We start from the raw sequence: 12637 nt of genomic DNA, 5'->3' as shown, positions 1-12637 counted from the left end.
TCATTGGATTGTGACCGGATTCCGGGTACAGGGCACCGGATTCCGTAATTCCGGTGACGCGGAGGTCAGGCCCCGGTCACTCTTCGCAGGCCCGGTGGGGTGGCCGCGGTCAGCCGTCGCTGTTGACCATCGAAGCCGCCGCGTACGTGAGGTACTTCCACAGCTGCTGCTCGTGCTCCTCGGCCAGGCCCAGCTCGTCGACCGCCGCCCGCATGTGCTTGAGCCAGGCGTCGTGGGCGGCCCGGTCGACCTTGAAGGGGGCGTGACGCATCCGCAGCCTGGGGTGGCCGCGGTTGTCGCTGTAGGTGCGGGGGCCGCCCCAGTACTGCATCAGGAACAGCACGAGCCGCTCCTCGGCCGGGCCGAGGTCCTCCTCCGGGTACATGGGGCGCAGCGTGGGATCGCCGGCGACGCCCTGATAGAAGTGGTGAACCAGTCGCCGGAAGGTCTCCTCGCCGCCGACCTGCTCGTAGAAGGTCTGCTCCTGAAGCGTGCCGCGCGGGATCTCTGTCACCCCTCCATGGTCTCAGACGGAGCGACGGAGGCCGGTGGTCCTAGGACCCGCCGCCGGTCCTCGCCGGGCACCGTGACCGTTCGCCTCCCGGCCCCGCACGCAGCACAGTGGAGACATGGGCGCAGACCGGGAATTGCGGGCGGCGCTGGTGCGGGAGATCGCGGAGGGCGGTGCTCTGGCGGATCCGGCCTGGCGCAGGGCGTTCGAAGAGGTGCCGAGACACCTCTTCGTGCCGTACTACTTCGCGGACGGCTTGTGGCGCCGCGAGCGGCTCTGGAGCGAGGACCCGGACCCGGAGCGGCGCAGACGCTGGCTGGAGGGGGTCTACACCGACCAGCCGCTGGCCATCCGCGTCCGGGACGGCGAGCTGGTGTCGTCCAGCAGCCAGCCCTCGCTGATGGCGCGGATGCTCGACGAACTGGACGTGCGGGACGGGAACGCCGTCCTGGAGATCGGGGCGGGCAGCGGGTACAACGCCGCTCTGCTGGCCCATCGGCTGGGAGATTCTCTGGTCACGACCGTCGACCTCGATCCGGAGATCACCGAATCGGCCCGCGGTCACCTGGAGGCCGCCGGGTACGCACCGGCCGTCGTCACCGGCGACGGGGCCCGGGGCTGCCCGGCGCAGGCCCCCTTCGACCGGATCATCGCCACCTGCACGCTCCCGTCCGTGCCCCGCGCCTGGCTCGCGCAGTGCAGGCCGGGGGCGCGGATCCTCGCGCCGCTGTCGACCGGGCTGATCGTGCTGGAGGTGCAGGACACGGAGTACGCGCAGGGGCGGTTCCTGGACACGCCCGCCTACTTCGTGCCGCTGCGGGGCGGCGGGGGCGACGAGCCGCCGCTGCGTAGTGGAGGACTGCCGCCCAGCGTGCTGGAGAACGGACTCTTCCGCTTCCTGCTCACACTGACCGCGGGGAGCCTGGACCCGGTCGAGGCGTTCTCCCTCTGGGAACGGGAGGAGCGCCCCGCGCGGGAGCGGTACGGGGTGACGGTCAGCGGGGGGCACGAATGGGCCTGGCTGGACGACCCCGAAGGGCCGTACGCCTGGCCGCTCGTACCCCCCGCTTCCCGGCTGCCGGCCGTCAGGCCCGGTGGATCGTGATGGTGGTCCAGGCACCCACGTGCACCCGGTCGCCCTCTTCGAGCGGGATCGGTACGTAGGGCGGGATCGGATCCTCGGCGCCGTTGACCGTGGTGCCGTTGGTGGAGTTCTGGTCGACCACGGCCCAGGAGCCGTCGGGCTGCTGGACCAGGACCGCGTGCTGGTGCGAGACCCCGGGATCCTCCGGCGGGACGGCCAGATCGATGTCGGGGGACTCGCCCGTGGAGTGCCTGCGGCGGCCGATGGTGATCTGGTTGCCGGTGAGCGGAAGCTGCTGCTCCGGGGAGTAGGCGGGCAGATTCAGGCCGGTGGCCTCGGGGCCGCTGCGCTGCATCATCGCCATGAAGTACTCACGGTCCGGACCGACGGTGGCGGACCAGCTCTGCGACTGCGGCGGCTGTGGAGCCTGCGGCTGCTGCTGGGCCTGCGGCGGGTGCTGGGCCTGCGGCGGGTGCTGAGGACCGTGCTGACCCGGACCGTGCTGACCCGGACCGTGCTGACCGGGGCCTTGGGGACCGCCCCCCTGCGGTCCGGGACCCTGCGGTCCGGGACCCTGCGGTCCGGGACCCTGGGGCTGTGACCGGGGAGGCCCCTGCGGCGGCTGCGCCTGGGACGGCGGGGGCAGCAGCCAGTCGTCCGCGCTCGGCTGCTGAGGTTGCTGGGGCTGCTGGGGAGCCTGCGGCGCGCGCGGCGGCTGGGCGAACGACGGCGGCGGCGGAGGGCCCGGCTGCTGCTGGTACGGAGGCGGCGGCGGAGGACCCTGCCGCCGGGACGGGTCGTTCGTCAGCGGCTCGGCGGGGCGGTTCACCTGCGAGGGCCGCGAGCTCTGGTAGTCGAACGCGTCCGGAGGCCGCGGCGGCTGCTGCTGGGACTGGAAGCCCGGCGGCAGATTCGGGGCGACCGGGGTGTACGACGTCGCGGTGCTGGTGAGGAAGTTCCACCGGCACTCCTCGCAGAACGGCGCACCGGCCTCGCGCGGCGTACGGCACTGCGGGCAGATCTCCGCCTGGGCCGTGGGGTCCGGCGGGTAGCCGTAAGCGGCGGCCGGATTCCCTCCCTGCGGCGGCGGGGGCGGCTGCTGGGGTCCGCCGGGTCCCGCGTACGGCGGGGGCGGAGGGGGAGGCGGCGGCACGGCGCCCATGCGGTGGCCGCAGACCTCGCACCAGTCGTCGGATCCCGACTGGTGTCCGTTCGGGCAGGTCGGCATGGAGTCGCTTCCCCCTCTCCTCATCCGGCCCGAAGGCCGCAAAATGTTACTTCTGCTGCTTCTGCTGCTTCTGCTGCTTCTGCTGCACCTGTTGCAGCAGCGGCTACTTCTCGCTGCTTCTCTTACTTCTTCTACTTCTACTTCTTCACGCGAACTGTCTTCGTGGAGCGCGTTTCGAGGGTCATCTCGTCCGCCTCCGCGACCTTTGCCTTCAGTCGCACAGTACCGGTCGCTTCGTCGACGACGTCCACCACCTTCGCGAGCAGCTTCGCGGTGTCCTGGTTGCCCGAGACCGCCGCCAGCTGTACCGCGCGGCCGAGCTTGGCCGTGGCGCCGTCCAGATTGCCGGACTTGCGGGCATCAAGGCCCTGTTGAATGACTTGTGCCAGTTCGGCCTGGCCGGTGTAGTGCGCCACCTGCGGGTTGATGGAGGTGGACGCCACCATGTCGTCCGTCCACACCGCCCGCACCAGCCCCTGCGACAGGGTCTGCGGGGCGCCGCCGGACGGGTCGGGCAGCACGAGCGAGACGCGGGCGGCGAGCATCTCCTGGCCGATGCCCGCCTCGGGGACCTGCACACACACGTGGTAGTCGCGGGACTCGTCGCCCCACGAGCCGGTCGGATAGTCCCCGGCCCGGGGTCCCACCTCCGTGCGACGGTCCGTCAACTGCTCCACCCGGGGGGCCACTTGCTTGACGAACTTGATCTCCACGCCGACGGGTGTCCAGAGGCGCAGCGCCACGTCCGCGATCTCCTTGCCCATCGCGGTCTCCATCATCTGCGTGAAGTCCGCGGCCAGGCCCGCCGGATCGGCCACGATGTCGGCCGTGCCGAGCAGCGCCGAGGCGATGGCGGTGACCTCCTTGACCTCCCAGTCCGTGCCGACCCCGCGGGCGTCACAGGTGAACCGGCCCGCCCCGGCGTCGAGCGCCGCCCGCAGGTCCTCGGGCGACTCGTGTTCGTTGCGGCCGTCGGTCAGCAGGATGCCGTGCCGGATCGGCGGCACGCCCGCCGCGTCGTACGGGCCGTCCGCGGAGTTCAGCAGCCGGTCGGCGAGCCGCAGCCAGGTGCCGATCGCCGTACCGCCGCCCGCGCTCAACCTGCGCAGCGCTTCCTTGGCCTGGGCGCGGGTCTGCGGATCAGCGGTGGCCAGACGGCCGTTGCCCGGATAGATGTCCTTGGCCACATGGGTCCCCGCCACCACGGAGAACGCGGTGCCGTCACGCAGTGCGTCGATGGCCGAGGCCGTCGCGTCGCGGGCGTTGCGCATCTTCGTCGGCGGGTAGTCCATCGAACCCGAGCAGTCCACCATGATCACCACGGCGGAGCCCGGCGCCTGCCCCGGCAGCCGGGGGGACGGAACGCCCGGCCCGGTGAGGGTGCCGCCGCTGGTGCCGCCCCCGGTCGAGGTGACCGTGACGATCGCGTTGACGTCGCGCCCGCCCTCCGGCAGGAACTCGTTCTGGTACACGTCGACCGAGAATTGCGGCACGTTGGACTTGGAGAAGTTGGCCATCTGATCGGCTCCTTGACGAACAACGCGGCAATCACAACAAATGAACGGCAATCACAACAAGTGCACGTATGTAAGCCCTCTTCACGCCGTGCAGGCGGATCCTGCCCCTTGTGCGGGCACGCGGAACGGCACAACGGCCACTGTTACGTTGTCGTGGCCCCCACCGTCGAGCGCGTGGCCGACGAGCACCTGTGCGCAGTGCAGCGGCCGGACGCTCGCGTCGGCCGGAACGACCTGTGTCATTTCCTCCGCCGACTCCGCGTAGTTCCACAGGCCGTCGGAGCACACCACCACCACTCCCGGCCGGTCCGGCTTGAAGGAAGCGGTGTGCGGCTCCAGTTCGTACGCGTCGGCGCCGAGCCAGCCCGTGATGGCGTGGGCGCGCTCGTCGGCGTACGCCTGCGCCTCGCTCATCAGCCCCGTCGCCACCATCTGCGCGGCCCAGGAGTCGTCCTCGGTGAGCCGGGACGGATGTGCCGTGCGGTCGTCGGGCACCCAGTAGACACGGCTGTCCCCGACCCAGCCGACGACGAGCAGCCCGCCCGCCACGATGGCGGCGACCAGGGTGCACGCCGGGGCGTTCTGATGGTGGTGCGGGCCGTGCTCCATGGCCCGGTCGGGCCCGGCAGCCAGTGAGTTGACCGCTTCCGACGAGGCGAGGATCGCCTCGTGCAGCGCCTGCTGCGGGTGCACGCCCGCGGGCAGGGAGGTCTGCAGCGCGTCCTTGGCCGCGGCGGCTGCGGCGGCCGACGCCTCGTCGGGGCGGGTCGCCGAGGACACTCCGTCACAGACGACTGCGACGACGGCCGGTGAACCGTCGGGCAGCGCCGCCGAGGACACCGCGAACGCGTCCTCGTTGCGGTGGTGGCGCAGTCCGCGGTCGCTCACCGCGGCGACCGCGTCCAGCTCCTCCTCCATGTGGTCCCGCTCACGGGGTTGCGCATGGCCGCAGTTCTCGCAGTAGCCGTCGTCGTCGATCCGGCCGGTGCGGCAGGCGACACAGACCTTGGTGCCCTCGGGCGGGGCGGACGCGGCGGCTGCCGCTGCGGGGTCCGGGGCGGGCAGCGCGTACTCCGCGGGCGAGGGAGGCCCGTCGAACCGTACGACCGGGGGGAGTTCGCTCCCGTCCGACGCCACACCGGGCACATCGCCCGCCGTCTGTACGGGGGCGGGTTCGCCCGTGCCGGTCCCCTCCGCGGCGTCCGGCCAGGCCACACCCGGCGCGGGGCCGGTACCGCCGACGGCCGACGCGGGCCGGTCGTCCGGCGGTTCGGGCACGGCCGACAGGTCGTATCCGCACGCGCCGCAGAACAAGTCGCCCGGCTCCAGCGGCTCCTCGCAGCTGGGGCAGGCGGCCAGGTTCGTCTGGGACATCAATTCACACCCACGTCCGGGGGCGGAAACGGTTGGCCCGCTCCACCAGGTCGATCCTCTCCTCGCCACGCTGGGCGAGCCGGGCGAGTACCCGGTACGAGCGTTCGAGACCGAAGCGCAGGCCCCGCTCGTCGAGTGGGCTGCCGAGCAGGGTGGTGGACTCCACCACCTGGCCGCCCCGGCCTCCGGAGAGTACCCAGTCCAGGGCCGTGCCCAGTACTTCGGTGGCGAGCCGCTCGCGGCGTACCGCGTCGAGCCCGAACTGCTGGAGCGCCGCCACCTGGCCCGCGGCTGCCCGCAGGTCGTCCACCAGCGGGTCGGTCGCCGCCCGGCGCCGCAGCCGCGCCCGCACCGTGGCGACGCGGGCCGCCGTGTAGTGGATGGACGCCTCGGGCACCGACTCCAGGGTGCGTACGGCGCCGGTACGGTCACCGGCCGCGAGCTGCACCCTGGCCAGCCCGAAGGCGGCGCTGACGTAGCTCGGATCGGTCGTCCACACGAGGCGGTAGTACTCCGCCGCGTTGTCCAGCTGGCCGAGCAGTTCGGCGCAGACACCGAGCGCCAGCTTGGGCGCGGGCTCACCGGGGAACGCGTCGTAGATCGCGTCGAAGGAGAGCGCGGCGGTCTCCCGGTCGCCGGTGACGAGCGAGGCCACCCCGCGGTACCAGACCACCCGCCAGTCGTCGGGGTGGTCCGTCTCCAGAGCCATGATCAACTCGACTGCGGTGTACGAGTCCTGGTTGTCCAGCCGGGCCCGCACCTGACGCAGGCTCCGCTCCAGGGACTCACCGGGCGCGGCCTCCAGGGCGGCGATCACCTCGCCGGGAGCGGAGGCCATCAGGCCCGCCAGGAAACCGGCGTTGGGGTCGTTCGGGTCCACGCGCGGAACCGGCAGCGCCAGCGCGGTGGCGCGCGCATCGATCCCGGCGAGGAACGCCTGGGCCGGTGCGCCGGTCGCCGGTGCGGCGGACTCCGGCGGTCGCTGCGCGGGGACACCGGACTGCGCGGGGAGACCGGGCTGTGCGGGACCGCCCGCCGTGCCGGGTGCGTACCCGCCGGCCGGGCTGCCCGGTCCGGCCCCCGCGCCGTACGGGGCGCCGGTGACCGCGGCGGGTGCGCCGGTCCTGCCGCCGCGCCCGGTCCGACGCCGGCCGGTGGGCAGTTGGCGTGCCCCGAACAGCGACACGTCCTCCGTCAACTCGGCGAACAGCGTGGTGTCGGTGACCCGGACCTCGGGCCCGAACAGGGTCGACAGCGAGGGCCGCGGCCGGCCCGTCTGGACCGCGACGACCTCGCGCAGCACACCGGTGAGCTGCTCGGCCATCTCCGTGGCCGAAGCGAACCTGCGCGCCGGATCCGGGTCCGTGGCCCGGACGAGCAGCCGGTAGAAGGACTCGTACTTCCGGAAGACCTCGATGTTGTCCGGGTCGGGGAGGCTGTCCACGAACACATTCGTGTAGCCCTGGAAGTCGAAGGTCAGCACCGCGAGCGTGCGCGCCACCGTGTAGAGGTCGGAGGCGATCGAGGGCCCGGCCTCCGCCACCTCCGGTGCCTGGTAGCCGACCGTGCCGTAGATGGCCGACTCGTCGTCGTCCATCCTGCGTACCGCGCCCATGTCGATGAGCTTCAGCTGGTCCTGCTGCTGGATCGCGTTGTCGACCTTGAAGTCGCAGTACAGCAGATTGCGGCTGTGCAGATGCCCCAGCGCCTCCAGGGCCTCGATTCCGTACGCGCAGGCCTGCTCGACCGGCAGCGGATCGCGTCGCCCGGCTGCCCCGCGCCGTTCGTTGGCGATCTCCTTGAGCGACTTGCCGCCCACGTACTCCATGACTATGTAGCCGTCCATGGAGCCGGTGCGCTGATCCAGGTGCTCGACGAAGTTGTAGATCCGCACGATGTTGGAGTGCTCGATCTCGGCGAGGAAGCGCCGCTCCGAGATCGCCGCGGCCATGGCGTCCTGGTCACCGGTGTCCAGCAGGCCCTTGAGCACCACCCAGCGGTCGGAGACCGCCCTGTCGACGGCCAGATAGACCCAGCCCAGACCGCCGTGGGCCAGACAGCCCATGACCTCGTACTGGCCGTGCACGATGTCGCCGGTGTTCAGCTTCGGTACGAAGGAGTACGGGTGGCCGCACTTGGTACAGAACCCCTCGGTCCGGCCCGGCCGCGCACCGCGCGAACGTCCCACCGGGGCCCCGCAGTCGGAGCGCGAGCAGAACCGCTTCCGCTCGGGGACCTCCGCGTGCTGCATCACCGCGGACTGCGGGTCCGGGCGCGGCACGTCCGGGATCGAGACCAGTCCCGCTCCCAGCCGGTTGCGGCCCGACGCGCTCGCCGAGGCTCCGGAGCTGCGCACCGAGACCGAACGGCCCGAGGCCTGGCCCGACACCGCCCGGGACAGCCGCCCCGAAACCGACCTGCGTGACGTCGACGAGCGGGAGGAGGACCGCGAGGACGCCCGCGACGAGGCCCCCGAACCACTGCGCGCGGAAGCGCTGTTGCTGCCCCGGCCGCCACCGGCGATCCCGGTCGGCGGTGAGCTGACCATCCCGTCGCCGGGTCCCCGGCCGTGTTCGGACGGGGAGGACCCCGAGGCCGACACCACCGGGGCGAGGCCGCAGGTGTCGCAGTACAGCTCGCCGCCGCCCATGTCCTCGTAGCTGCCCTCGCACTGGGGCCGCTGGCACTTCTGCTGCTCGCTCATCCCGGACACCTCACGCGTTCCCCCTGTGGTCGGCGGGCCCGGACTGTCCCGGGACCAGGACCTCCGCCGTGGCCTGCTGGTAGCGCAGCACCGCCTGCTCGGCGACGCGCAGATCGCACGGCGCGCTCCACAGCATTCTGCGGGCCGCGTCGTACCGCTCGATCAGCAGCGGATCCTCCGCCATCCCGTGCCGGGAGACCTTCGCCCGGTACGCGTCAAGTCGGCCGCGCAGCTCCGCACGGACCGCGAGCGGCGCGGTGACCGCCGACAACGACTCACGGGCGCGCAGCAGTTCGTCCTCGGCCTCCCGCTCCAGGGACTCCAGGAGCGGCGAGAGCCGGTGCCACTGTGCGTGCCTGCGGTACTCGGCGGCGGCCCGCAACTGCTCCTGGAGCACCGTCGACGGTCCGCTCACCGCGGGCACCTCGGACGCGGCGATCTTCGCGAGCACCTCACCGCGGGCCACCCTGGCCTCGGCCAGCGTACGGTCGGCACGCGTCAGCAGGTCCCGCAGGTGCAGCAGCCGCTGCTCGGCGTCCTGGCGCACCGTGAGCACCGCGTCGATCTCGCGGCGGATATCCTCCAGCGCGCGGGCGGCCCGGTCGTACCGCTCGGTGTCCGGGCGTCCGCCGCCCGGCGCCGAACTGCCCTGGGCGGCACGCCAGTAGGCCAGCGGATCGGAGATCACCTCGGCCCGGAGCGTGGCCAGTTCCTGGGTGATCGACTCCAGGTCGTCGCCCGCCGGGTGTTCCCCCGGGCGTACGCCCACGGAGTGCGCCAGCGAGCGGGTACGGGCCAGCTCCGCGGCGAGCAGGTCTATCCGGGCGGGCAGCGCCGACCACACGGCGTCCGACGCGACCACCATGTCCAGCGCCTGGGCGTACAGCTCGTTCATCCGGGTCACCAGCTCTTCGAGCGAGAAGCGCTCGGTGAGCCTGGCGGGTCCGGTGATCGACAGGGCGGGATACGTCGGGGCCGTGTGCGTGGCGGTGCTGGGGAGGGTGACGCTCCGGCCGCGCAGCACTTCGGTGAGCTCGGTCAGCTCCTCGCGGCCCGGCCAGCGCCGCCGTGAACGCAGCGCCCTGGCGTCCTCCAGAGCTGCCGCGTACGCGTCGAAGTACGCCCAGAGCACCGTGATGGACTGCTCGGTGGCGGCCCAGCGGTCCTTGGTGAACCCGGTCAGCGCGGCGCCTTCGAGGAGCCTGCGCCCCGCGTGGTCCTGCAGGGCGAGCAGCGAGGTCTCGATCGCCTCGTGTTCGGCGGCGAGCCGTGTCAGCGCACGGTCCACCTCGTCCCGGTCCATCACCGGCCCGGAGGCGCTCCCCGGCCAGCCAGGACCGGGGACGGAACCCGCGACGCCCATCGATCACCTCTCCGCTCCGCTGTCCTCAGCCTCAGCTGCCTATGGTCTCAAGTCCTGCCGGTACCACGCTCTGCCGGTATCACGATCTGCCGGTACCCGGTCCGGCCCGCGCAGGTTCTGCCGGTGTCCGGATCCGCCGGTGTCCAGTTCTACCGGTGTTCAGTTCTACCGGGTCCGGGCAGGGCCACCAACCGTCCTACCCCCGCTGCCCTATCGGTACTTGGGTGCCGGCGGACCCTTGATCCCCTTCATGTCGGCCGACAGCCACTTGTCGTACGCCTTCATCCACTCGCTGTTGTCCCCGCCGCTGCGGTAGTCCACCAGCACCTGGTTGATGCGGCGCACCAGGTCGTCATTGCCGATCTTCGTCGCCACGCCGTAGTACTCGGTGGTGAAGGGGGCGCCCCGCAGGCCGACGGCCGGGTCCTGCGCCGCCTGGCCCGCCGCGAGGGCGTTGTCCGTGACCACCGCGTCGACCAGGCCCAGTTGGAGCTGGACCAGACAGTCCAGTTGGTTGGGCACGGTGCGCTGCTCGGTCGGCGTGTCCTCGAATATCGCGCCGTACGACTTGTTCTTCAGCGCGTCGTAGGCCGTCGAACCGGTGGCCGTACAGACCTTCTTGCCCTTGAGGGTGTCGTTGTACCCGGTGATCGTGGAGTTCTTGGGCGCCAGTACCTGCTGTCCGGCCTGGAAGTACGCGGTGGAGAAGGCTACTTGCTTGCTCCGCTCGCAGTTGATCGTCATCGTCCTCACCACGATGTCGACCTTGCCCTCCTGCAGCGCCTCGATCCGCTGGTTGGTCGGGATGGCGCGGTAGGTGACCTTGTCCTCGCTGCCCAGCAGGTTCTTCGCGATGGCCTTGACGAGGCTGATGTCGAAGCCCTCCAGGGTGCGGGTCGCGGGATTGCGGTAGCCCCAGCGGTAGCTGTTCTGATCGACACCGACGACCAGCCGGTCCGCCTTCTTGATCTTGTCGATCGTGGGGCCGTCCGCGCTGGACGGCGGGAGGCTGGCCTCCGGGTCGGTACAGGTGTCGGCCTTGGCGGGCGAGGCCGACGCCACACCCTGGCCGCCCAGCGCGGTGCCACCGGAGTCGGTGCCCCCCAGCGTGAGCGGGATCAGCGCCGCGGCGGCGGTCAGCGCACAGGCCGCGGCCATCGCGGTGACACCGCCCCAGCCACGGAGCCTGACGGTCCGTGCGGCGTGCGGCGAGGGGCCCGGCAGGGCGGCCGGGGGACGCCCCCCGGAAGAATCCAGCGAACTCGGCACGCTGCGCCTCCTCACCTGTACTCCGAAAGCCTGCGGCTGATGCCGAGCCCCGCGGCGGCGGCACCCAGCACGGCCAGTACCGCCGCGCCCACCGGGAGCCCGGCCAGCGCGCCACGCCCGTTCGTGGCGGCCCGGGTGAATTCCTGCTGTTCATGGCCGAGCGCCTGCTCCAGGGCCCGGTCCACCTGGTCGAAGGACTGGCCGGTCGACCCGGTCCTGCCGATGACCTGCGGCAGCGCGGCCTCGTAGTTCCCGGCGTCGTCCGTGCTGCGCGCCGTGGCGTGGCGCGTCTTCCAGGTGGTGACGGCGGTCACCGCGCGCTGCACCGGGAGCTCGCCCGCGGTGTCGTCCTTCGCCAGGCTCTTCGCCTTGTCGAGCCCGCTGACCAGGGAAGCCATCTCCTTGGTGAAGTCGTACTCGTACTGGTCGTGCTTGCCGTCCTTGGTCAGTACGGAGCCGCGCGACACCAGGGTGAGGTTCTCGTTGGACCGTGCCTTGAGCGAGCTGATGCGTGCGTCGTTGAGCACCTTCAGCGACTCCTGGCCGTGCGCCCTGGAGGTCCGCAGATCGGCTCCGGCGACCACGTGGCCGACGACCATCCAGAGGAGGACGACGACGGACGCGGCCGAGGCGGTCACCAGGCCGTGGTTGAACACGCGGTTGGTACGCAGGAAGTTGCGCCGCTGCACGTAGAACAGGCCGGCCAGCGCCAGGATCCCCACCGCGGTGGAGAAGTACGGCCAGGCCGAAGCGGAGTCGTAGTCCTCGTACAGCCGCCCGGTCTCCGCCTCGTAGAGCTTCTCGGCGGCGGGCAGCAGCAGCGTGTTCATCTGCTGGTTGGCGTACCGCAGGTAGGCGCCGCCGAGCGGCAGCCCCTGGCGGTTGCTCGCGCGGGCGCGCTCGATCAGGCCGGTGTAGCGCGGAAGCTGTTCGTTGATCTGCGCGATCTGGCGGCCGGACTCGGTCGAACTGTCCGTGTTGGCCGCGGCCTTCACCAGCAGCCGTGATGCCGTGGCGATGTCCTTGTCGTACCGCGCGTGCACGTCCGCGGGCTCCTGCATGCCCGCGAGGAAGCCACTCGCCGCTGCCGTGTCCGCGTCGGCCAGTGAGCGGTAGATGCTCGCCGCGTCCGCACTCAGTGGCTGGCTGTGGCTGACCACGTCGTCGGCGGCTGCCGCACGGTCGGAGATCTCGAACGCGGTCACCGCTCCGAACGCCACGACCAGCACGGCCACCAGCGTTCCCATGATCCACAGTCGGCCGGGCTCGGTCGTCGCCGCGGCACGCAGCCGGTCCCGGGCCCCGGACACCGCACTGCGGTGCGCCGCCGGGGGCGGCTGCACGGGTGGCGCGGGCGCGGGAATCCGCGCGGGCGCCACGGCGGGGGGCGGCTGCGCGGGCGGTGGACCCTGCGCCGTGCCCCCGTTCGGCGGGTGTACCACTTGACCTCCCCCTCGGTCACGGACGGTTGCCCGTCTTCCCCGGCGTCGGAAGACGAGTGCCCGGCCAGCAAGTATGGCCGCAGGGAGCGACATCCACACCGGGATTGACACGATCTTGTACGACCTGTCGCCCGCCCCCGCTGTA

Annotated in this window: 9 protein-coding genes; 1 reads left to right on the top strand and 8 read right to left on the bottom strand. The window is 71.9% G+C overall.

Going from position 1 to position 12637, the window contains the following annotated elements; all coding sequences use genetic code 11:
- Window positions 1–109 precede the first annotated feature (109 nt).
- Window positions 110–514, bottom strand: a complete 405-nt coding sequence (locus NBY69_RS04850) for a globin (RefSeq protein WP_250298473.1) — start codon at window positions 512–514, stop codon at window positions 110–112.
- Window positions 515–629: 115 nt separating this feature from the next.
- On the opposite strand from NBY69_RS04850, the gene NBY69_RS04845 reads away from it, so the two are divergent.
- Window positions 630–1616, top strand: coding sequence for a methyltransferase domain-containing protein (locus tag NBY69_RS04845; protein ID WP_250298472.1), 987 nt, complete (start codon window positions 630–632; stop codon window positions 1614–1616).
- Here NBY69_RS04845 and NBY69_RS04840 read toward each other — a convergent pair.
- The 7 genes from NBY69_RS04840 to NBY69_RS04810 form a co-directional block, all read right to left on the bottom strand.
- On the bottom strand, window positions 1597–2823 hold the full coding sequence (locus NBY69_RS04840; RefSeq protein ID WP_250298471.1) for an FHA domain-containing protein: 1227 nt from the start codon (window positions 2821–2823) through the stop codon (window positions 1597–1599). The two genes, NBY69_RS04845 and NBY69_RS04840, sit on opposite strands and share 20 nt — an antisense overlap.
- 137 nt (window positions 2824–2960) lie before the next feature.
- Complete coding sequence (locus tag NBY69_RS04835) at window positions 2961–4340, bottom strand: VWA domain-containing protein (protein WP_250298470.1); 1380 nt, start codon at window positions 4338–4340, stop codon at window positions 2961–2963.
- 81 nt (window positions 4341–4421) lie between these two features.
- Window positions 4422–5714, bottom strand: coding sequence for a PP2C family serine/threonine-protein phosphatase (locus NBY69_RS04830; protein WP_250298469.1), 1293 nt, complete (start codon window positions 5712–5714; stop codon window positions 4422–4424).
- Window positions 5715–5718: 4 nt separating this feature from the next.
- Window positions 5719–8418: a tetratricopeptide repeat protein gene (locus tag NBY69_RS04825; protein ID WP_250298468.1), complete on the bottom strand. Its 2700-nt coding sequence runs from the start codon at window positions 8416–8418 to the stop codon at window positions 5719–5721.
- A 10-nt stretch (window positions 8419–8428) separates the two neighbouring features.
- Window positions 8429–9781 carry a hypothetical protein gene (locus NBY69_RS04820; RefSeq protein WP_250298467.1) on the bottom strand — a complete coding sequence of 451 codons (1353 nt, stop codon included), beginning with the start codon at window positions 9779–9781 and terminating at the stop codon, window positions 8429–8431.
- A gap of 210 nt (window positions 9782–9991) precedes the next feature.
- Window positions 9992–10939, bottom strand: a complete 948-nt coding sequence (locus NBY69_RS04815; RefSeq protein WP_374211211.1) for a glutamate ABC transporter substrate-binding protein — start codon at window positions 10937–10939, stop codon at window positions 9992–9994.
- Window positions 10940–11061: 122 nt separating this feature from the next.
- Window positions 11062–12492 (bottom strand): hypothetical protein, encoded by a 1431-nt coding sequence (locus NBY69_RS04810; RefSeq protein ID WP_374211208.1) that lies wholly within the window; start codon window positions 12490–12492, stop codon window positions 11062–11064.
- Window positions 12493–12637: the final 145 nt, after the last annotated feature.

It is taken from the genome of Streptomyces sp. A 4/2, from assembly GCF_940670765.1.
In the GTDB taxonomy this organism is placed as follows: domain Bacteria; phylum Actinomycetota; class Actinomycetes; order Streptomycetales; family Streptomycetaceae; genus Streptomyces.
This window is presented reverse-complemented; position numbering and strand designations above follow the sequence as displayed.

Coding starts and splice junctions, on each gene's coding strand:
- NBY69_RS04845 (WP_250298472.1), top strand. CDS start 630: ATGGGCGCAGACCGGGAATTGCGGGCGGCGCTGGTGCGGGAGATCGCG.
- NBY69_RS04840 (WP_250298471.1), bottom strand. CDS start 2,823: ATGCCGACCTGCCCGAACGGACACCAGTCGGGATCCGACGACTGGTGC.
- NBY69_RS04835 (WP_250298470.1), bottom strand. CDS start 4,340: ATGGCCAACTTCTCCAAGTCCAACGTGCCGCAATTCTCGGTCGACGTG.
- NBY69_RS04830 (WP_250298469.1), bottom strand. CDS start 5,714: ATGTCCCAGACGAACCTGGCCGCCTGCCCCAGCTGCGAGGAGCCGCTG.
- NBY69_RS04825 (WP_250298468.1), bottom strand. CDS start 8,418: ATGAGCGAGCAGCAGAAGTGCCAGCGGCCCCAGTGCGAGGGCAGCTAC.
- NBY69_RS04820 (WP_250298467.1), bottom strand. CDS start 9,781: ATGGGCGTCGCGGGTTCCGTCCCCGGTCCTGGCTGGCCGGGGAGCGCC.
- NBY69_RS04815 (WP_374211211.1), bottom strand. CDS start 10,939: ATGGCCGCGGCCTGTGCGCTGACCGCCGCCGCGGCGCTGATCCCGCTC.